Raw genomic sequence first — 22481 nt, 5'->3', positions numbered from 1 at the left:
TTTACCCGTTTTGCATCTCTTCAAGCTCTAACCAACGCTCCATGGTTGTTTCAAGCTCTTCTTCTTTGTGAGCTAGCTTTGCTAAGGTTTTTTGAACTTTATCCGCATCACCAGCATAAAATTCTGCTGCGCTGGTTGTTACATGTAAAGCCGCAATTTCTTCTTCCAACTTCGCAATGGTCGCTGGCATATCATCAAATTCGCGCTGAATTTTGTAACTTAGCTTGGCTTTCGGTTTGGCCTGCACAGTAGATTTCTGGCTAGCATCTTCCGCTTTTTTTGCTTCTGCTTTGGCTTTTTCTTTTTTGCTTGGGGCGTCATCTGTTTGGGAAGTAGATTCTGTTGGGAATTTACCACCTTGACGAATCCAATCTTGATAGCCGCCAACGTATTCTTTCACTCGGCCTTCACCTTCAAAAGCAATCACGCTGGTTACAACGTTATCTAGGAAAGCACGGTCATGGCTTACCAATAACAAGGTTCCATCGTAGTTCATCAGTAGCTCTTCAAGCAGCTCTAATGTTTCTACATCAAGGTCGTTGGTTGGCTCATCCATGATCAAAAGGTTAGCTGGACGAGTAAATAGTTTCGCCAGCAACACACGATTTCGCTCACCACCAGACAAGGCTTTTACTGGAGTACGAGCACGCTCAGGCGGGAAAAGGAAATCGCCAAGATAACCAATAACGTGTTTGTTCTGGCCATTGATTTCGATAACGTCTTTGCCTTCACCAACGTTTTCAGCAACGGTTTGTTCTGGATCAAGTTGCTCACGTAGCTGATCAAAATACGCCACGTTAAGTTTAGTACCTTGACGAACCAAACCTGTCTCAGGCTCAAGATCCCCTAAAAGAATTTTCAGGAAGGTACTTTTACCACAACCATTTGGACCGATCAGACCAATTCGGTCTCCACGGTTCACCACAAAATCCATTGGTTGTAGGATTACTTTGTCTGCAAAAGAGTGACCAACTTGAGTGAATTCCGCCACCAGCTTGCCAGACTTATCTTTAGTCTCAATCGCCATTTTCGCATTGCCTTGACGATTAATACGTTCAGAACGTTCTTCACGTAATGCTTTCAAAGCACGAACTCGGCCTTCGTTACGAGTACGACGCGCTTTAATTCCCTGACGAATCCATACTTCTTCTTCGGCCAAACGTTTGTCGAACAATGCGTTTGCGCGCTCTTCTTCTTCAAGCATTTTTTCTTTAAAGGCAAGAAACGCAGTAATATTACCGCTGAAGGAAATCAAATTACCGCGATCAAGTTCGATGATACGGTTAGCCAACTTCTCTAGGAAGCGACGGTCATGGGTAATAAACAAGATCAAACCACGAAATTGCTGCAGCTGTTGCTCCATCCATTCGATGGTCGGAACGTCCAAATGGTTAGTTGGCTCGTCTAGTAGCAACACATCTGGATTGGAAATTAACGCTTGCGCTAAAATAACGCGACGACGCCAACCACCAGAAAGCTCAGACATCAATTTGTCAGCTGGCAAAGCCAAACGTTGAATCATATGATTCACACGCTGCTCTAAATCCCAACCTTGAATTCGATCTAATTCGGTCTGAATATCACCTAATTCATTTGAATGGTCATTCTCGAAATCTTCTAATAACTTAAAGTAACGAGTCATTAATGAATGTGCTTCACCAGCACCTTCACTGACCACTTCACGTACGGTTTTTTCATTTGCATCAGGCAGTTCTTGCGGTAACTGTCCGATGGTCATGCCACCTTCTAGACGAACCATACCTTCATCGGCAATTTGCTCTCCTGAAATGACTTTTAACAGTGTGGATTTACCTGCACCGTTACGACCGATAATTGCAACACGCTCTCCAGCATCTGCTGAAAAACTGATTTTTGACAGCAGCGGATTATGCCCAAAAGCAACACTGATCTGTTCTAACGACAATAGACTCATATCTATCCATATAAAGTAAAAATTTTGTGGCAGTATAGTATCATCCTTCTAAGCGAAGGTTCATCAAATAGACGTGACTAGTCATTAAAAAGAAACGCTTTTTTGCGCTCAGAAAATTTTTTTAGCAACTTCACTCAGAAAACAACAATTTAATCTCGCTATTCTCTTTACAAGGTTTAAACAAAACTTCTTCCTTCCTCATTATTTCTGAATATACTTAACCAACATAACGATAAACTTTCTGGTTCATGGAGTAACAAATGGAGTTTAAAAGTAAGGTAGGGCCAATTACTGCTGTGGTCATTGCCATCGCAACCGTGACTTGGATGTTTGCAGGAGGCAATGGCATTACGGTTAGTCAAACTGAAAAAAAGCCCAATGAAGATACCGTTTCATCTCAGGCAAAAGAAAGCAAACTTGCGTATCCAGTTCAAGCCAAAACATTAATTACTAAAACCATTGAAATGCACTTGCCATTAAGCGGAAAGACATTAGCAGATGAGACTTTACAACTTATTAACAGTTATCAGGGACGCATAATAAAATTACCTGTAGAAAAAGGTCGTTTTATTAAAAAAGGCTCATCTATAGTGCAAATAGACACTCGCACGCTAAAGGTTCAAATAGAGCAAGCTGGCTTACTCGTCAAACAAAAACAGCTTGAACTAGATGGCATAAGAAAACTGAATGCAGGTAATTTGACTTCAAAGGTCAATCTAGCCCAAGCAGAAACAGATCTTGCTTCTGCAAAAGCGACAGAAAAATCGTTATTAGTTGATTTAGAAAACGCAAATGTAACAGCGCCCTTCACCGGCATACTAAATACCTTAGAAGTTCAAGAAGGACAAGTATTAGCTGTTGGTGCAACAATTGGCACTCTGGTTTCTGTAAACCCAATAAAAGTTAGTGTCAATATTCCACAGAATAAGATTCAACTTATAAAACTTGGCACTCAAGGCAACATTCGCCTCGAATCTGGCTATGAGGCAGAAGGCTTTGTTTCTTATATCAGCACGACCGCTAACGAATCTAGTCGTACTATCAGTGTCGAAATGCAGGTAGATAATCCAGACAATGCGATACCTGCTGGTTTAACTGCTGCCGTTGATTTCATTCTAGATCAACAAAGAGCTCATGCTTTTTCGCCAGCACTACTGACCTTAGATGATTCAGGCAGAACGGCCATAAAAACTATCAGCATCGACAATACTGTCGTTGTATCACCTGTAGAAATCATTAAATCAGAACGCGATCAAGTTTGGGTACGCGGCCTTCCTGATAATGTGAACATTATCACCGTCGGACAAGGTTTTGTGTCTGCGGGTGATAAAATTGAAGCTCACTACCAAAACTAAGGAGGCCCAATATGCAACTATTAATTGAGGCGGCCTTAGCTCGCTCTCGAACTGTACTGATGTTTTTCGTCCTCATATTAATTATGGGTACGGTTTCTTACATCGAAATCGCCAAAGAAAGTGATCCTGACATTACCATTCCAATGGCTTATGTCTCTGTCTCTCTAGACGGCATTTCACCAGAAGATGCTGACAGCTTGTTGGTTCATCCGTTAGAAAAAGAACTCAAAGGGCTAGAAGGTTTAAAAGAACTAAAATCTACCGCCTCTGAAGGTCATGCCTCTATCACGCTTGAATTCGAATCCGGTGTAAATATTGACCAAGCAATTAGCGATACTAGAGACAAGGTAGATCGAGCTAAAAGCGAATTGCCTGACGATGCCGATGAACCGACCGTAACAGAGGTAAACCTTTCAACATTCCCTGTACTACGAGTCAATTTATCTGGCAATGTAAGCTTCGCAACACTCAGTCGCATTGCAAAAAACCTGCAAGATTCTATTGAAGCGGTTGATGGCGTATTAGAAGCAAAAATTAGTGGTGACCGAGACCAACAAGCACAGATCATCATTCGTCCCGAGCAACTTGAATCGTATAATCTTTCTCTGGCTGACGTTGCCAGTTTTGTTTCTGGCAATAACAAATTGGTTGCGGCAGGTAATCTAGATACTGGCGCTGGGCGCTTTTCTTTAAAAGTCCCCGGCCTACTCAAGACAAAAGAAGACATTCTGAATTTGCCAATCAAGGCTGATGGCGATCAAGTCGTCTTACTAGGCGATATTGCAACAGGCGAACTAACTTTTGAAGACCCAACCAGTTACGCTCGAGTAGAAGGCAAACGCAGTATAACACTTGCCGTATCCAAACGAGTCGGCGTAAATATTATAGAGACCATTGAAGCAATTAAAGCCACAGTAAAGAACGAAAGCGAACAATGGCCAGATGGTGTTGAATACGACCTTACTGGTGATAAATCCATCGACATCGAAACCTCCCTAAACGATCTGTTCAATAACGTTTTGGCAGCAACCTTGCTAGTTATGATAGTTATTGTCTGGGCACTTGGCGTACGAAGCGCCATATTGGTTGGCCTCGCTATTCCCGGCGCCTTCCTCTCTGGTATTTTGGTTCTCGATTTACAAGGCTACACCATCAATATGGTGGTGTTGTTTGCCCTAATCCTTAGTGTCGGCATGCTGGTAGACGGCGCTATCGTTGTCACAGAGTATGCAGACCGCAAACTAGCAGAAGGCGCGTCCAAGCGACAAGCTTACAGTGAAGCAGCTAAACGCATGGCATGGCCAATCACAGCCTCTACTGCTACTACTTTAGCGGTTTTCATGCCATTGCTTTTTTGGCCCGACATAGTTGGGGAGTTTATGCGTTTTATGCCGATCACCATCATAGCGACGCTTTCTTCGTCTTTGGTAATGGCGTTAATTGTATTACCAACCATCGGTTCTATTATTGGCAAAAAAGGTGCCTACACCGAAAAAACCATGCACGCCTTACGCATCACGGAAACGGGTGACCTAAGCGAACTTACTGGACCAACAGGTTTCTATGGAAGAACGCTAACTCGTTTAGTCGAATATCCTATTTGGGTTTTACTATTCACCATTGCTCTGCTGCTTAGCATTTTTGCTAGTTATGGTAAGTTTGGTAAAGGCATTGAGTTTTTCCCTAATATCGAACCCGAATCCGCTAATTTGGATATACGAGCCCGGGGTGATCTTTCTTTAGAAGAAAAAGATGCTTTGGTAAGACAAGTCGAGCAACAAATTATCGGCACAAGAGAACTAAAAAGTGTCGTCGCAACATCTTACGCCACCCCTGGAAATGGCGCTGCACCAGATAGTATTGGCTCCATTAGTATGGAGTTTATTGAGTGGTACAAACGAGACTCCGCTGGCGCTATTTTGGATCGTATACGAGAAAGAACCAAGCAAATACCCGGCATTGAAATCAGCGCAGAAAAAGAACAAGGTGGGCCACAATCTGGGGCTGATATCCAGCTACAGCTTAGTTCCAATTACACTGAAGCCCTTAATCTTGCCGCTGATGAGATCAGCAAACAGCTATTGTTGAGAGATGAGATAATAACGGTTAGTGATGACAGATCCTTGGCTGGCATTGAATGGCGTATTGATATCAATCGCGAAGAAGCCAGTCGATACGGAGTCGACGTTAACAGTCTCGGCAATGTCATTAAACTAGTTACAACAGGTATAACTCTGAGCGATTTCTTACCGGAAGGAGCCGATGACAAAATTGATATTGTTTTACGCTATCCCGTTAATCAACGCAGCCTTGATCAATTAGATCAACTGCAGATCCCTACAAACCAAGGAAGTATTCCAGCCAGCAACTTCATTCATCGATATGCAGCACCGAAGCAAGGTGTGATAAACAGGACCGATGGCAAAAAAACCATTAAAATTGATGCCGACGTGAAAGACGGCTTAGTCGTTGATGAAGTAATAAAAGCCATAAAAGTAAAACTAAATGCTGCAGGTATAGATAAATCTGTTAGCTATGAGTTCCGCGGCAACACTGAAGACCAACAAAAATCCATGGTATTTTTGATCAAAGCATTTGGTGTAGCGTTTTTCATCATGGCGATCATTTTGGTTACTCAGTTTAATAATTTCTTCCAATGTTTATTAATTCTGAGTGCGGTAATCTTTTCAACCATGGGTGTATTCATTGGCCTAATGGTAAAAGGGCAGCCATTTGGCATTGTAATGAGCGGGGTTGGTGTTATTGCTTTGGCAGGCATTGTGGTTAACAACAATATCGTTCTAATCGACACCTTCAACGGTTTGCGTAAACAAGGCATGTTGGTGCGTGAAGCAGCTATCAGAACAGGCGTTCAGCGCCTCAGGCCTGTTATGCTAACCACTATCACAACTATCCTTGGCTTGGTGCCTATGGTGTTTCAATTCAATATTGATCTGATTCACCAATCCTTCAGCATAGGCGCACCATCGGCTCAATGGTGGACCCAACTATCCACTGCCATTGCTGGTGGCCTAACCTTTGCCACACCATTAACGCTTATTCTGACGCCCTGTTTATTGGTTTTAGGTTATCGACGTAAAGAGCGAAAGCAGCTGCAAGTATTAGAAGAACAGGCATTGGAAAGAGAAGCTCCAAAGGGAGAAACACAAGACCTGCCGTTTGGAACGGCTGACAATAAGAACGCACCTGACAAAGACAACTAAAATTTGGCTGTCAAAAATAGAACAACTGAAAACAAAAAAACGGACTTAGAAAACCTTCTAAGTCCGCTTTTTTATAACCGATTATTTGGTTACAAATGAGGCTTAAACCAATTGGTCCAACGCTTTTTTAACATCCGCAATAATATCGTCGATGTCTTCCAAACCAACAGAGACACGAATCAATCCTTCTGTAATACCAGCTTTGGCTTTTTCATCGTCCGTCAATCGCCCATGAGTCGTAGTAGCCGGATGAGTCACCAAAGTTTTGGTATCACCCAAGTTGCCTGTAATCGACATCAATTTCGTGGCATTAATGACCGCCCAAGCAGACTTGCGACCACCTTCCACTTCAAAAGACAACAATCCGCCAAAGTCTTTTTGCTGTTGTTTAGCCAGCTCATGATATTTGTGGCTCGGCAATCCGCCGTAATTTACTTTAAGCACTTTAGGGTGCGCTTCTAAATATGTAGCCAGCTTCATAGCGTTTGCAGAATGTGCTGTCATACGCAAAGACAAGGTCTCTAGACCATTTAACAACACCCAAGCATTAAACGGACTCATACATGGCCCAGCACTACGCATAAAGGCAGTGAAGACATCAACTATTTCTTGGCTGGCAATTAAAGCCCCGCCCAAGCAGCGGCCTTGACCATCAATAAATTTAGTCGCTGATTGCATGACAATATCAGCACCTTGCGTCAAAGGATTCTGCAACGCTGGTGTCGCTAAAACCGTATCAACACAAAGCAACGCACCTTTAGCATGCGCCAAGGCAGCCACACGAGAAACATCAACCACTTCATACAGTGGGTTAGAAGGCGTTTCGAAATAACAAAAACGTGTGTTTTCGTTAATCGCCTCTTCCCATGCTGCATAATCTGTCGCATCCACATAAAGCACTTCAACACCAAATTTTGTTGTATAGGCATTAAAAAACTTAACTGTTGAGCCAAAGATATTGCGGGAGCAAACAACCCGATCACCTGCACTTAACAAACTGTAGGCCAACGTCATTAATGCCGCCATGCCAGAACTTGTTGCAATAGCAGCTTCGCCTTTTTCTAAGGTCGCTAAGCGCTTTTCAAATAACTCTACTGTTGGATTGGTAAAACGAGAGTAAACATTACCATCCTCTTCACCGGAAAACTTCCCTGCCGCCTCTTCTGCACTACCATAAGCAAAGCTCGAGGTCATAAAAATGGCTTCGCTGTTTTCTTGCTCTTGCGTTTGACGAATACCTGCACGAATCGCATTCGTTGCATCTTTATAATCAGCCATTACTTCACTCCAAGACATGCTTCAAAAAATCTTTTCCCAAAAACAACTAAGCCAGGCGTGACCTGGCTTAGTTTTATCCGTCACGAGATAATGCAAATATTACATAGGGTGCATCATATCGCTAGCTTGGTCTTCAACCGCAGCTTTATTTAAATCATTACGCGCGCCTTCAATGCCCGCCAAGTAAGCAGCATCAATATTGCCTGTAATGTATTTTGCGTCAAACACAGACGTATCGAATTCACGAACATCTGAATGCTTCTCATCGATACATGCATCGATCAAATCTTGCAAATCTTGGAATATCAATTTATCAGCACCAATTAATTCGCAAATTTCATCGACATTACGATCATGTGCAATAAGCTCTTTTGCTGCAGGCATATCGATACCGTAAACATTCGGGTAACGAACTTCTGGCGCAGCTGATGCTATATATACTTTCTTCGCACCCGCTTCTCTCGCCATCTCTATGATTTCTTTACTCGTCGTACCACGAACAATGGAGTCATCAACTAGTAATACCGTTTTATCTTTGAATTCAAAAGGCACAGGGTTCAGCTTTTGACGTACAGATTTTTTACGAATAGCCTGACCCGGCATGATAAACGTACGACCGATATAGCGGTTTTTAACCAAACCTTCACGGAACGGAATATTTAATGTTTGTGCGATTTGCAAAGCAGCTGTTCGGCTTGTATCAGGAATTGGAATAACCACATCAATATCATGATCTATCCATTCACGCTGAATTTTTGCTGCAAGACGATCCCCCATATTAATACGTGCTTTGTATACTGAGATGCTGTCAATAACGGTATCGGGGCGAGCAAAGTACACATATTCAAACAAACAAGGACGCGCTACTTTTTTTGGTGTGCACTGACGGACATGAACATTGTGGTTTAGATCAAAAAAGATCGCTTCACCTGGCTGAATATCCCGCTCAATTTTAAAGCCTGCCGCATCAAGCGCCACACTCTCAGAAGCGACCATATATTCAACGCCCTCATCTGTTTGACGGGAGCCATAAATCAATGGGCGGATGCCATCTGGATCACGGAAAGCCAAAATACCATAACCTGTGATCAGAGTGACTACCGCATAGCCGCCTTCGATACGCTTGTAAACACGCTCAAGCGCATTAAAGATATCTTCAGGTGTTGGCACCAACTTCCCTTCTTCATGAAGTTCGTGAGCCAAAACGTTTACCAAAACTTCAGAATCAGAAGTTGTATTGATATGACGCAAGTCAGATTCAAACACTTCTTGTTTCAGTTTAGCGGTATTCGTTAAATTACCATTGTGTGCAAGTGAAATGCCGTAGGGAGAGTTAACATAGAAAGGTTGAGCTTCTGCTGAACTAGAAGTCCCTGCCGTTGGATAACGGACATGCCCAATACCTATGTTACCGTGTAGTTTTTTCATATGGCGAGTGCGAAATACTTCACTCACCGGACCATTGTCTTTGCGTAAACATAATCGTCCGTTATGGCTTGTAACCATACCCGCAGCATCTTGCCCACGATGCTGAAGAAGGGTTAACGCATCAAAAATTGCTTGGTTAACCACAGACGTGCCTACGACACCAACGATACCACACATGTTCTAGATCCTCGTGTTGGGGAATTGCGACAAACGCCGCAAAGGTTCTTTATCTATTTGATTGCTACTTCGAGCAACTAATTTCCAAGGGCGCGATCAATGAGAGACGAATCCATAAGATCCGAGCTCTTGCCTAACATATCACGCGTCCAGTCATTCAACTGACCCAGTTGAGGGATCAATTGTGAAGTTTTCCAAAACTCAGTTTTTTCTATCGCTGGACTCAAGCTCAATAAAGAAACGAAAGCCACAACAATCAAACCACCACGAGCAAAGCCAAATAACATGCCTAATACTCTATCAGTGCTCGACAAGCCCGTTACTTGAATCAGAGAACCCAGTAAAAAACTCACCAAGGACCCAACAATTAACGTTGCTATAAATAGGGAAACAAAAGAAACAATATAACGAATCTGGTCATTTTGAACTTGATCAAGAAGCAATGCCTGCATCTGATCTGAGAACTTTACCGACACAACAAAGGCAACAACCCAAGTAAGAAGTGATAAAACCTCTTTAACAAAGCCTCTTTTTAAACTCAAAAGAGTAGAAAGAACCACTACAGCAATAATCAACCAATCAATTGTCGACATTGAACTTATTTGCCCCATGAATACCTCTAAAAATCGCTGCGAAGTTTAACAGATGCCTAGGATTTTCCAAATACCACGACACCAAACCTCGAACTAATTCACTGAATATTTAACAACAATTCCGTTTAAGTTAAATTTTTTCTTAATCTCTTCACGCATTTTTTCGGAGGTTTCTCGCTTGAATTCAGGACCAACATACACTTTATAAAGTGAATTGGTCGTCAAACTGTAGGCATCATAATTTGCCCCTTTAAGCTTTTCGACTAAACGAACAGCATTTTCTTTGCTCTTAAAAGTAGCAATCTGAAGTACCCAACGATCAGCAACCTGCACAGGTGCCGATTTTTCAACAGGCTCTTTCTCTACTGCAGGTTTCGCTTCTGGTTTGGCCTCAGGTTTAGCGGAAACAGTCGACTCCACTCCACTAATACTTGAAACGTCATTAGCAGATTGAGGAACTGGAATCAAACGAATATCCTCTGCCGCCCTATCTTCACCAATTGATTGCTCTATCGGTAAATTATCGACAGACTGAACTGGGGCAATTTCAACAATGGGAAAAGCCGGGGGAGTAGTGACTTGAACCTGAACATCAAGCTCAGCTGGACGCTCACCATCCAAAATCAAAGGTAATATTATGGCCGCTGATAACACCATAATGCCGGCGCCAATAAGTCTGTATGTAATGGTTCTATCTATCATAAATCACTCTTTTGATTGATTAAGCGCCAAATAATCCGAGACAGTTACAAAGGAGCCAAAAACAATCACTGAACGCTGCTCATCTTGAGCTTTCACTAAAGCTGAACTAAAAGCATCACCAACAGACTGAAAAGCCTTTGCGTTTAAAGCGAGAGAAGGTGAACTATGCACAATATGCTTAACAAGCTCGCTTGCCTTTGCCCCTCTTGGTCCAGCTAAATCACAACAAAACCAATCAGAAAAACTGCCTGCAAGATGCTTCATAACACTAGCAATATCTTTGTCTTTTAACATACCGCAGACAGCAACTGGTTGAATCGGCAAATTGCTTATGCGATGAGCTAATTCAATAGCAGCTTCAGGATTATGGGCCACATCAATGTACACATCAGGAAACGTAGCTACTTTCTGAAAACGCCCCATTAGCTGCGCACGGCTAAATAAAGAAACTAAATCAGCATGCGTAGGAGAAAAGCCCATATAAACCAAAACTGCAATAACTGTAGCTGCGTTTTGCAGAGGAAGTGATGGTATCGGCAATGTTTCAAACTGAAGCCCATCACCAGACCACGACCAGGTATTGCTATCTAACTTAAAGTGGAAGTCGACACCTTTTTGACGCAAATGCGCCCCCACCTCTAACGCTGTGCTAGCAATAGTACTAGGAGGATTAACAACACCACTGATGAGTAGCTTATCTTTTCTCGCAATGCCTGTTTTTTCTCTCGCAATAACATCTAGGTTATCGCCCAACCAATCTATGTGATCTAAAGAAATAGAGGTAACAACAGCAACGTCGGTATCTATCATATTGACAGAATCTAAGCGACCACCCAGCCCCACTTCTAGCACCCAATAATCCAGGTTGGATTGATCGAAGATCCATAGCGCAGCAAGTGTACTGAATTCAAAATAGGTCAAAGTGATGCCTTCACGCGCCGCCTCAATTGCCTCGAATGCACAACAAAGAATCTCATCGTCACAAGGCAAATCGTTCAATGCTATGCGTTCGTTAAAAGCAAGAAAATGGGGAGAAGTATAGGTACCAACAGAATAATTTTGCTCGCACAGATACTGAGTCAACATGGCGCAGGTTGAGCCTTTACCATTTGTTCCAGCTACAGTGATCACTTTATGCTTAGGTCTAGATAAATTTAATCGAGCTAATACTTTGCTCCCTCTTTCTAGACCTAACTCTATTTCTGAAGGATGCTGACTCTCAATATATGAGAGCCAGCTAGCTAATGACGTGTGCGTCATCTAATTAAGCAACCTTATTAGTCAGCAAAGACAGGATATTGTATAAGCGATTACGCATTTCATCACGTTTGATGATCATATCTAGCGCACCTTTTTCCAACAAAAACTCACTACGCTGGAAACCTTCAGGTAATTTTTCGCGAACTGTCTGCTCAATAACACGCGGACCAGCAAAACCAATCAAGGCATTTGGCTCAGCAACGTTCAAGTCGCCTAACATAGCCAAAGAAGCAGATACACCACCAAAAACTGGATCTGTCATAACAGAAATATATGGAATGCCTTCTTGCTTCAGGCGCTCCAAACCAGCACTTGTTTTCGCCATCTGCATCAAGGAAATTAGCGCCTCTTGCATACGCGCTCCACCACTGGCAGAAAAACACACAAGTGGAATACGTTTTTCCAAACAAACATTAACTGCTTGAATAAAACGTTCACCGACTATTGCGCCCATCGAACCGCCCAAAAAGCTAAATTCAAACGCAACAGCAACCACTGGCATTCCATTCAAAGCACCTTGCATCGCAACCAAAGCATCTTTTTCGCCCGTTGCTTTTTGAGCATCAGCCAGACGATCTTTATAGCGTTTTGAGTCTTTAAATTTTAATTTGTCCTCAGGCTCAAGATGAGCACCGATTTCATGACGACCTTCTTTATCCAAGAAAATATCCAAACGACGACGAGCACCAACACGAAGATGATGATTACATTTTGGACAAACATCTAAGTTTTTTTCCAACTCTGGACGATATAGAACATTTTCACATTTTGGACATTTTTTCCAAAGACCCTCAGGTACAGAACCTGCACTACGCTTTGATTCACTTCGTACTATAGAAGGGACAAATTTATCTAACCAGCTACTCATTTACTTCTCCACATTTCTCGTTTGCTATCGCTTAAGCATCCATTTCATTTCGCATAGGCGATAAAATGGCGCTTAAAGCGTCAGCTATATATTCTTTTTGATGATCTTTATTTTCAGCGATAGCATTCACTAATACACTACCAACAATCACGCCATCAGCACATTTACTTACTGCCGCTGCAGTTTTTGCATCGCGTATACCAAAACCAACACCAATAGGTAAGTTGGTAATTTCACGCAATGAATCCACATGCTTCTTAACACTATCAACATCCAGTTCAGCAGAACCAGTTACACCTTTCACAGAAACGTAGTACACATAGCCTGATGCCAAGTCACAGATTTTCTTTGCGCGATCTGGTGTTGTCGTAGGTGACAGCAAATAAATAAGATCTATCTCGTTCTCTCGGAAGCATTCTACTACATCTGTCGCCTCTTCAGGAGTCAGATCTACTAATAAAATACCATCAACACCCGCTTCTTTTGCGGCATCTGAAAAAGCTTGATAGCCAAAAAACTCAATTGGATTTAAATAACCCATCAAAACAATAGGCGTTTGCTTATTACCTTGTCTAAATTCAGTAATAATCTGCAATACTTTTTTAACACTGGTGCCAGCTGCCAAGCTACGTTCACAGGCTAACTGAATTACTGGGCCGTCGGCCATGGGATCCGAAAAAGGCATACCAATTTCAATCACATCAGCCCCAGCATCAACCAAAGCATTCATCAAGGTCACTGTAGAATCAGGACTAGGATCGCCAGCGGTAATATACGGAATGAGCGCCTTTTTACCAGATTTTTCTAAATTTTCAAAACATTGTTTAATGCGACTCATACTTCAATCCCATCCAATTCTGCAACGGTAAGAATATCTTTATCACCACGCCCCGAAAGGTTGATCACAACAATCTTATCTTTATCCATGGTCGCCGCTAACTTCATACCGTAAGCCACAGCATGACTTGACTCAAGTGCAGGCATTATGCCTTCTAAGCGAGTTAAATCTCTAAAGCCATCCATCGCTTCATCATCATTAATCGCCACGTAGTTAGCGCGCCCGATATCCTTTAACCAAGCATGTTCAGGACCAACACCAGGATAATCCAAACCCGCAGAGATAGAATGAGTACCAATAATTTGACCATCATCATCGGCCATGACATAAGTACGGTTGCCATGCAGAACACCAGGGCGCCCAGCACTTAATGGAGCCGCATGGCGACCTGTTTCAATGCCATCACCACCCGCTTCAACTCCGTACATTGCGACACTTTCATCTTTGATGAATGGGTGAAACATACCAATGGCATTTGACCCACCACCAACACAAGCGACTAGAGCATCTGGCAAACGTCCCTCTTGAGCTAAACACTGAGCCTTAGTTTCGCGACCAATTACAGATTGAAAATCTCGAACCAATTTAGGATAAGGGTGAGGACCTGCAGCAGTACCTATAATATAAAAGGTATCATCCACATTCCCTACCCAATAACGCATCGCTTCATTAAGCGCATCTTTTAACGTTTTGGTGCCGGACTCAACGGAAATCACTTCCGCACCTAATAGCTTCATACGATATACGTTAAGTGATTGACGACGAATATCTTCCGCCCCCATAAATACCTTACAATTTAAACCCAATCGAGCAGCAACCGTCGCAGAAGCCACACCATGCTGTCCAGCGCCGGTTTCTGCAATAATGTTTGGCTTGCCCATATGCTTCGCAAGCAGAGCCTGACCGATTGTATTATTTATCTTATGAGCGCCAGTGTGATTTAAATCCTCACGCTTCAGATATATCTTCGCTCCACCTGCTTTTTTCGTTAGTCGCTCAGCAAAATATAGCGGTGAAGGACGACCAACGTAATGCGCTAAGTCATAATCGAAGGCGGCTTGAAAATCGCTGTCCTTAGACAGGCGTTCATACATCTCAGTCAGATCTTCCAACGCTGACATCAGCGTTTCGGAAACAAATATGCCGCCATAGGGACCAAAACGACCATGAGAGTCTGGTAAATCTAGATTAATGTCTTTGCTATCCACATTTCGCTCCACTAATAAATTCTTGAACCTTAAGCTCACTCTTAATGCCTTTAGATAATTCAACACCACCACTTACATCGACGGCATATGGCTTAACTTGTCTTATTGCTTGCTCAACATTACTTGGCGTTAAACCGCCCGCTAACACAATTGGTTTAGACAAGCCGACCGGTATTAAAGACCAATCAAATACTTCACCCGTTCCACCAGGAACGCCAGCTTTATAAGCATCTAGCAAAATAGCACTAGCACTTGGGTATTGATCCACCAAAGCAGCAACATCATCCCCTTGCTGTATTCTCAATGCCTTCATATAAGGGCGTTGATAAGAAATACATTCAGATTCAGGTTCACCACCATGAAATTGAATAGTCCAGCGGGAACTGCCACTTATTACAGATTGAACCAGAGATCTATCCGCATCTACAAATAAAGCAACTGGGGTTACGAATGGTGGTAACTGAGTAACAATAAAATTCGCCACATCAGGAGCAACATATCTGGGGCTTTTTTCGTAAAAAACAAATCCCAAAGCATCTGCACCATAGCGACACGCAACTATTGCGTCGTCTAAATTTGTGATCCCGCAGATTTTAACTCGGCAATTCATAAACTGGCTCGTCTACATAGGGTAAAAAATGAGGACCTAAAGGTCGTTTCGGTACATTAAAGACATCAGGGTATTGAGCGTCAACAAAATACAACCCTGTCGGTGGCGCTGTAATTCCACCCTTGGTGCGATCCTTTGCCTCTAAGGTCTGTCTTGCCCAAGAAACAGGCTTTTCGCCCGCACCAATAGACATCAGGACACCTGCGAAATTTCGAATCATATGATGCAAAAAAGCATTGGCTCGAACATCCAAGACAATATATTGCCCCAGCTGCTGTACATCAAAGTTTAGGATCGTCCGTATAGGAGTATTGGCTTGGCAGCCAATCGCGCGAAAAGAAGAGAAATCGTGAGTACCCAGAAACACTTTCGCAGCTGCTTCCATAGCCGCAACATCAAGTGTTTTGTACGTCCAAGTTACTCCTTTGGCTAATATTGCCGGACAAAAAGCCGACGAATAAATAACGTATCGGTAACGACGGCTTAATGCACTAAAACGAGCATGAAAGTCATCTGAAACAGAACTTGCAGCTACAACGGTAATATCTGTGGGAAGATAAGTATTAACTCCTATCGTCCATGCACGTTCACTACGCTCAACATCAGTTTCAAAATGAACCACTTGGGCGCTTGCATGGACACCTGAGTCCGTTCGACCGGCACAAACCACCTTAACAGGATGATTTGCAATTATGGCTAACGCTTTTTCTAAATTCTCCTGAACACTTGGAACACCAAATTTCTGTGCTTGCCAGCCCTTATACTCAGAGCCATTATATTCAACAACTAGTACTACTTTTTTAGTCACTTGGGAACATTCGCTCCATCATATTCTGTGCTTCAGCAATCTGCTGTTCATTACCTGACTCAATAACATCATCCAGAATAACTCGAGCACCCTCTTCATCACCCATATCCATATAGGCTCTTGCTAAATCAAGCTTGGTTGCAACCTCATCACCACTAGCATCAAAGAAGTCGAACTCTTCTTCTTCATCGCTAACTTCTTCATCTTCAGCAGCTTCAGCCTCGCCAAATGAAGGAACCTCTATTTCATCTTCCTCTTGCTGAGCCTCAGCTAATGTTTCTTCTATTGAATTAGCCAAAGAATCATTTGGAGTACCACTAAAGATAGACGACTCATCAACATCATCTTGATCAACATCATTTAATAGGCTCGAAACAAAAGACTCTTCTTCACTTTCAACCTCATCTTCCACATCATCAGAAACCGACTCAACAGCCTCTGGTATCATTGTTGGTATATCATCCTCAACAAAGGTTTCCAGTTCATCTAGCTCATCGTCTTCATCAAAGTCTAATACTGGATCAGACAAATCATCTGGCTCATCAAAAGACGCAAACATGTCATCGTCAATAGCATCATCTTCTACTGCACTTTCAAGTTCATCTTCCGGATCTTCAGATAAGTCTATTTTGTCATCGACCATTGGGTCAGTAAATTCTACAGAAGCAATATCGTCCCCAAAAGAACCAAAATCTTCAAGATCATCGTCTTCATCAGGCGTATCAAAATCAAAAGCGAAAGGATCTTCTTCTTTTAGCTCTTCTTTCTCTTCGATTCCATCGTCTAATGCATAATTAGCTGCCGCAGCTACAGCAACAGGCGCGACAACCGCAGCTGATGAGAGATCAAACTCATCCTTTTTTAATGGATCTTGCTCCTCTTGCTTCTTACCAGCTCTACGCATAACTAGGCCAATCAAGAAACCAAACAGCAGCAATACCACCGCACCGATTGATACAACGATTGGATTGCCGAATATCTTGTTAACAAGGGAGTTCTCTTCCGCCAGCTCTTTTTCTCGACGAATTTGATCTGCCTCTAGAAGCTGGTCAACAGTATTTTTTTGCTCCTGAAGAGCCTGCTGAGCGCTGGCAAATTGCTGTTGCAAATCTGCCATTTGTTTATCTTTTAAACTAATCAGCTGCTCAAGGGTTTCAAGCTGCTTGTTCAAATCACCCAATTGAGTTGATAATTCACCTTTTTCACGCTGCTCTTTGTCTAGCATTTCTTGTGAAGCAGATAATTCACCTTGCAAAGCATTTAGGGCGGCACTCTTATCATCACCAGCATTTGAGCTCGCAGCATTTTCAGGCAGTAAACTTTGCCCAGAAGCCAAGGTCAACTTATCACCGCCAGCTGCGGGCGCATTAGCTGCAGCTTTAGCTTTTGCTTGAGTATTTAATTGAGCTTGTTCAATAGCTGAACTATTTTTAGAGCCTTTCAGTGCCATCCAAGCATCATGTTGACGTTGGAATTCTTCCTTTGAAATTGATTTATTAAAAAGTGCGATTTGATCCTGTGTTGGCAAACGCAGAATGGCACCTTCTTTCAAAAGGTTAATATTATCTGAATAAAAAGCATCTTTATTGAGCGCTTGAATCGCCATCATTGTTTGATAGATGGTTAGTTGATTCGTCGGACGATTTTGACCAGCGATAGACCAAAGAGTATTCCCTTTGACTACATTCAACTGACCTTTTGGGGACATTTTTTCCGCATCAATAGTCGCTTGACGAAAAACTGATTGATTTGATGCCGACGTAACAGATGCAACAGGAGTGGATTGAACGACTTCTTTTTGAGATTTTTTAACCAATGCGGATTGATTTAATGGTGTCTGATATTCTCGAACAACCTGACCGCTAGGCCAACGAGCAGCCAATATAAAATGTAACTCATCTACTCGTAATGGTTGGTCAGATGACACAGCCACAACGAGATTACCACCTTCACGAACAACATCAAACCTCAACTGTGATAAAACTCTTGTCTGAGCAAAGCCAGCTTGACGAAATTCACTTTCACTGCCGAGACGAATTAATATGTCGTTGTTTGTTAAAGACCCTACATCAGAAAGTTCGATTTTTCCGCGATAAGGTTCGCCCAAATTTGATTGAGAGGTCAACTCACCCAGTTCCAGTGCGTAACTGCTGGACACATATAGCGCGCCTGACACAGCAATACTAACGAGGGTTTTTCTGAGCATAAGCTTCCCTTTATTTACAAATTATGGACATAAATATCTAAACAAGTATCTTACACAGGTGATCATTTATCAATAGCTTTAGAATCAATGGTTTGCACTTAATGCAAGAGAGAGATAAAAAACATCAAAGCAATACATTTTTTACACCTAATGACTCAAAAAACCACTTCGAAAATAAAACCCCTGCACATAATCTACACCTATACGTCGGGCAAAAGCTAAGTCTTCCTCTACTTCGACCCCTTCAAGGATAACTTGCTTCCCCGTAGCATGAGCGAAATCAATTATCTTTGATACAAACACCATAAAATTAGCATCTAATCTCTTTTCTAGCACACATTTATCCAATTTAACCCATTCAACTAACTGCAATACAGCAACAGATAACATAGATTTTGGGTTGCATAAATCATCTAATGCCGTCCGAATACCCAATCCATTAAACAGCTCAATCATAGATAGACTCATTAACGCATCACTTATTTCAGAATTTTCTATTAATTCAACCACAACACGATCTCGCCCTGCTGCCTGTATAAGTTCAACAAAGGGGTTATCTTCTGCATGCTGTCCGCAGGCATAAAAAGCATCCTGATCTAGATTGACAAACACTCTCTCCGAATTGGAAAGACACTCCAGCTGTATCTTTTTTTGAGCAAGCTCCACCTGAAATAATAGCAATGGGTTGTCATGCAGTGCAGCATACACATAATCAGGCCTTATTAACTCGCCGCTCAGAGACCTAAACCTTGAAAGCGCCTCATAGGCAAAAAAATCACCTGTTTTCAATTCCACAATTGGCTGATACTCAACCCCAAATCGTCTAGATTCGACTAACTCTAACAACATCTTTTGTGATAACGAATCCATTTAAACAACCCTAAAAACAAACATTAATGATGCCCACATCAGCACAACAATTAATTATAAAAAAAAACCCCGCAAAATAGCGAGGTTTTCTTTTATATCAATGGGTTAGAGAAGGATCACATCATCCCGCCCATACCACCCATTCCGCCCATGCCACCCATATCAGGCATGCCAGCGTCGTCTTTTGGCAAATCAGCAATCATTGCTTCAGTAGTGATCATAAGACCCGCCACAGATGCTGCTGCTTGAAGTGCAGAACGAGTTACTTTAGCTGGATCTAGGATACCCATTTCCAACATATCGCCATACTCGCCAGTTGCAGCGTTGTAACCAAAGTTACCTTCGCCTTTCTTCACCTTATCTACAACAACAGAGGCTTCAGCACCTGCGTTGATTACGATTTGACGCATTGGCGCTTCCATCGCACGTAGAGCAAGAGTGATGCCTACGCTTTGATCTTCGTTCTCACCTTTAAGATCAACAATTTTAGTAAGAGCGCGAACTAGAGCAACACCACCACCAGCAACAACACCTTCTTCAACAGCAGCACGAGTTGCATGAAGAGCGTCATCTACACGTGCTTTCTTCTCTTTCATTGCCAACTCAGTTGCTGCGCCAATTTTGATAACAGCAACGCCACCAGCCAATTTAGCAACACGCTCTTGAAGTTTTTCTTTGTCATAGTCAGAAGAAGAGTTAGCAATCTCAGCACGAATTTGCTCAACACGACTGGTGATGTTTGCTGCATTACCAGCACCATCTACAATCGTTGTGCTTTCTTTTGTCAAAGTAACACGTTTTGCTGTACCTAGCTGATCAAGAGTCGCTGTTTCTAGACTCAAGCCCACCTCTTCAGAAATAACAGTAGCACCAGAAAGTACGGCGATATCTTCAAGCATTGCTTTACGACGATCACCAAAGCCTGGCGCTTTAGCTGCAGCTACTTTTACGATGCCGCGCATAGTGTTTACAACCAAAGTTGCCAAGGCTTCACCTTCAACGTCTTCAGCAATAATCAATAATGGACGAGAAGCTTTTGCAACGCCTTCCAATACTGGTAGCAAATCACGGATATTAGAGATTTTCTTATCAACAAGAAGGATGAATGGGTTTTCAAGTTCCGCACTCATAGTCTCTTGGTTGTTGATGAAGTAAGGAGATAGGTAGCCACGATCAAATTGCATACCTTCAACCACAGCCAGCTCATCTTCAAAACCTGAACCTTCTTCTACTGTGATAACACCTTCTTTACCAACACGCTCCATAGCTTCTGCAATGATTCTACCAACTGAGGAATCAGAGTTAGCAGAGATAGTACCAACTTGCTCGATAGCACGAGTATCAGTACAAGGTGTAGATTGCGCCGCAATCTCTTTTACAACGGCCGCAGCAGCTTGGTCGATACCGCGCTTAAGATCCATTGGGTTACGACCCGCAGCAACAGCTTTAAGACCTTCAGCAACAATTGCTTGCGCAAGAACGGTTGCTGTTGTTGTACCGTCACCAGCAACATCATTGGCTTGAGAAGCAACTTCTTTCACCATTTGTGCGCCCATGTTCTCAAACTTGTTTTCAAGCTCAATTTCTTTCGCTACAGTCACACCATCTTTAGTAACAAGCGGTGCACCATAAGATTTTTCAATAATAACATTACGACCTTTTGGCCCCAAGGTTACTTTTACTGCATCTGCAAGAACGTTTACACCCTTCAGCATTTGCTGACGAGCGCTATCTCCAAATTTAACTTCTTTAGCTGCCATTTTCTTATACCTTAACTGTTTAAATGCTATGAATCGTAATAGATCTGCAGGGTGACTTAGGCTTCAACAATGCCGTAAATTTCGTCTTCCTTCATGATAAGCAGTTCATCACCTTCGATTTTAACGGTTTGACCGGAGTATTGGCCAAACAACACAGTATCACCAACTTTAACGGCCAAAGCTTGCACATCGCCATTTGATTGAATACGGCCAGTGCCAACAGCCAAAACCTCGCCTTGAGTAGGCTTTTCTTTAGCAGATCCGGGAAGGACGATACCAGATGCAGTTGTTGTTTCTTCTTCTTTACGTCGAACAACGACACGATCGTGCAAAGGACGAATATTCATTGATCAATCTCTCCAATTAAAAACGATACCAGGACTCCCCTGGCTGGATAACCCTACTGATACATAGTAGGAATCTTTAACAAGGTTCTATATACGGCTATACAAGCCAATTTCAACCCTGAAAATAAATTATTTTTTATCTATTAAGTCATTGTCATCTTTAGGTTCTTTTGAGTACTCGCCATCAATCGTTTCACCTTGAGGTTGAGCGTCATAACCACCATAAGGCGCCCATTTAGACCCTTTTTTCACCATAGATGCAACAAAGTTAACCAAAAGACCTGCCGCAAATAATTTACGTAATGGCGGAATCAATAGTAAGCCACCAATAATATCTGTTACAAAACCAGGCATTAACAAGCACAAGCCTGCAAAAATTAGCATGATACCTTCAGCAACTTCAGAGGCAGGCAACTCACCTCGACGCATTTTCTCCTGCGCTTTAAGTGACGTTTCTAGCCCTTGCTTACGTATTAAAGTCACGCCTAAAATAGCCGTTAAGAAAACCAAGCCAACCGTTGCTAGTGCACCAATTTGACTACCAACCTTTATTAATACTGATAGTTCAATAACGGGAATGAGTATGAAAAGCAAAAGTGCAAATCTCATATTTACCTTCTTTGTTTTAAGTGTAACTATTTATTTAAGGGCTAAATGTGGCGAATCAACCGATAGATAGATTTAAATCTCAGGTGTTTCATATTTTAAGTGAAATACCCAAGGGCGAATGCATTGCTTACGGAGAACTTGCAAAACTAGCAGGGTTTCCAGGCCATGCAAGGCAAGTTGGCAGTTTAATGAAAAACCTACCTAAAGACACTAAGCTGCCGTGGCATAGAGTCATAAATGCCCAGCGTCGCATTAGTTTCGCAGAAAACACAGATGGATATTTAAGACAAAAAGAAAAATTAGAAAAAGAAGGCTGGGTTATTGTGGGTAGTAAGCTGGCTTTTAATGAAAACTCAATAAAGAAATAAGAGAGCCACCAACTAACAATGAATGGCGGCTCCGCAAAT

At 42.4% G+C, this 22481-nt stretch carries 19 protein-coding genes; 3 read left to right on the top strand and 16 right to left on the bottom strand.

From position 1 onward, the window contains the following. Position 1: 1 nt before the first annotated feature. Positions 2-1933: an ATP-binding cassette domain-containing protein gene (locus CCS02_RS03530; RefSeq protein ID WP_100635822.1), complete on the bottom strand. Its 1932-nt coding sequence runs from the start codon at positions 1931-1933 to the stop codon at positions 2-4. A gap of 260 nt (positions 1934-2193) precedes the next feature. On the opposite strand from CCS02_RS03530, the gene CCS02_RS03525 reads away from it, so the two are divergent. Continuing rightward, positions 2194-3288: an efflux RND transporter periplasmic adaptor subunit gene (locus CCS02_RS03525; RefSeq protein WP_100635821.1), complete on the top strand. Its 1095-nt coding sequence runs from the start codon at positions 2194-2196 to the stop codon at positions 3286-3288. An 11-nt stretch (positions 3289-3299) separates the two neighbouring features. Next, entirely contained in the window at positions 3300-6512 is a 3213-nt protein-coding gene (locus tag CCS02_RS03520; RefSeq protein WP_100635819.1) for an efflux RND transporter permease subunit, read from the top strand. A gap of 102 nt (positions 6513-6614) precedes the next feature. Here CCS02_RS03520 and CCS02_RS03515 read toward each other — a convergent pair whose 3' ends face one another. The 15 genes from CCS02_RS03515 to CCS02_RS03445 all read right to left on the bottom strand — a co-directional run bounded on the left by CCS02_RS03515 (position 6615) and on the right by CCS02_RS03445 (position 22074). Then, positions 6615-7790 (bottom strand): O-succinylhomoserine sulfhydrylase, encoded by a 1176-nt coding sequence (locus tag CCS02_RS03515; RefSeq protein WP_198515325.1) that lies wholly within the window; start codon positions 7788-7790, stop codon positions 6615-6617. 99 nt (positions 7791-7889) lie between these two features. Beyond that, positions 7890-9395, bottom strand: a complete 1506-nt coding sequence (gene purF, locus CCS02_RS03510; protein WP_100635815.1) for an amidophosphoribosyltransferase — start codon at positions 9393-9395, stop codon at positions 7890-7892. A 77-nt stretch (positions 9396-9472) separates the two neighbouring features. After that, positions 9473-10006: a CvpA family protein gene (locus CCS02_RS03505; RefSeq protein WP_072839203.1), complete on the bottom strand. Its 534-nt coding sequence runs from the start codon at positions 10004-10006 to the stop codon at positions 9473-9475. A 75-nt stretch (positions 10007-10081) separates the two neighbouring features. Continuing rightward, positions 10082-10690: an SPOR domain-containing protein gene (locus CCS02_RS03500; protein ID WP_232617150.1), complete on the bottom strand. Its 609-nt coding sequence runs from the start codon at positions 10688-10690 to the stop codon at positions 10082-10084. Between the two features lie 3 nt (positions 10691-10693). Further along, positions 10694-11950, bottom strand: coding sequence for a bifunctional tetrahydrofolate synthase/dihydrofolate synthase (folC, locus tag CCS02_RS03495; RefSeq protein WP_100635813.1), 1257 nt, complete (start codon positions 11948-11950; stop codon positions 10694-10696). 4 nt (positions 11951-11954) lie between these two features. After that, positions 11955-12818: an acetyl-CoA carboxylase, carboxyltransferase subunit beta gene (gene accD / locus CCS02_RS03490; protein WP_072839205.1), complete on the bottom strand. Its 864-nt coding sequence runs from the start codon at positions 12816-12818 to the stop codon at positions 11955-11957. Between the two features lie 31 nt (positions 12819-12849). Beyond that, positions 12850-13656 (bottom strand): tryptophan synthase subunit alpha, encoded by an 807-nt coding sequence (gene trpA, locus CCS02_RS03485; RefSeq protein ID WP_100187694.1) that lies wholly within the window; start codon positions 13654-13656, stop codon positions 12850-12852. Beyond that, complete coding sequence (trpB, locus tag CCS02_RS03480; protein WP_072839207.1) at positions 13653-14864, bottom strand: tryptophan synthase subunit beta; 1212 nt, start codon at positions 14862-14864, stop codon at positions 13653-13655. The genes trpA and trpB overlap by 4 nt, the downstream gene beginning before the upstream one ends. Beyond that, positions 14857-15474, bottom strand: a complete 618-nt coding sequence (locus tag CCS02_RS03475) for a phosphoribosylanthranilate isomerase (RefSeq protein ID WP_100187696.1) — start codon at positions 15472-15474, stop codon at positions 14857-14859. The genes trpB and CCS02_RS03475 overlap by 8 nt, the downstream gene beginning before the upstream one ends. After that, positions 15458-16282, bottom strand: a complete 825-nt coding sequence (gene truA / locus CCS02_RS03470) for a tRNA pseudouridine(38-40) synthase TruA (RefSeq protein WP_100187697.1) — start codon at positions 16280-16282, stop codon at positions 15458-15460. Before truA ends, CCS02_RS03475 begins: the two co-directional genes overlap by 17 nt. Next, entirely contained in the window at positions 16275-18488 is a 2214-nt protein-coding gene (locus CCS02_RS03465; protein WP_100635812.1) for a FimV/HubP family polar landmark protein, read from the bottom strand. The genes truA and CCS02_RS03465 overlap by 8 nt, the downstream gene beginning before the upstream one ends. 147 nt (positions 18489-18635) lie before the next feature. Beyond that, positions 18636-19358 carry an EAL domain-containing protein gene (locus tag CCS02_RS03460; protein ID WP_100635810.1) on the bottom strand — a complete coding sequence of 241 codons (723 nt, stop codon included), beginning with the start codon at positions 19356-19358 and terminating at the stop codon, positions 18636-18638. Between the two features lie 116 nt (positions 19359-19474). Beyond that, on the bottom strand, positions 19475-21118 hold the full coding sequence (gene groL / locus CCS02_RS03455; protein WP_072839212.1) for a chaperonin GroEL: 1644 nt from the start codon (positions 21116-21118) through the stop codon (positions 19475-19477). A 56-nt stretch (positions 21119-21174) separates the two neighbouring features. Continuing rightward, entirely contained in the window at positions 21175-21465 is a 291-nt protein-coding gene (locus CCS02_RS03450) for a co-chaperone GroES (protein ID WP_012069737.1), read from the bottom strand. A 129-nt stretch (positions 21466-21594) separates the two neighbouring features. Continuing rightward, complete coding sequence (locus CCS02_RS03445; RefSeq protein ID WP_072839213.1) at positions 21595-22074, bottom strand: FxsA family protein; 480 nt, start codon at positions 22072-22074, stop codon at positions 21595-21597. Between the two features lie 47 nt (positions 22075-22121). On the opposite strand from CCS02_RS03445, the gene CCS02_RS03440 reads away from it, so the two are divergent. Continuing rightward, entirely contained in the window at positions 22122-22442 is a 321-nt protein-coding gene (locus CCS02_RS03440) for an MGMT family protein (protein ID WP_100187700.1), read from the top strand. Positions 22443-22481 lie beyond the last annotated feature (39 nt).

This window comes from Marinomonas sp. ef1 (assembly GCF_002806845.1).
GTDB classification, from domain to species: Bacteria; Pseudomonadota; Gammaproteobacteria; order Pseudomonadales; family Marinomonadaceae; genus Marinomonas; species Marinomonas polaris.
Note: the sequence above shows the minus strand (reverse complement) of the source record. Positions and strands in the feature narration are given on the sequence as shown.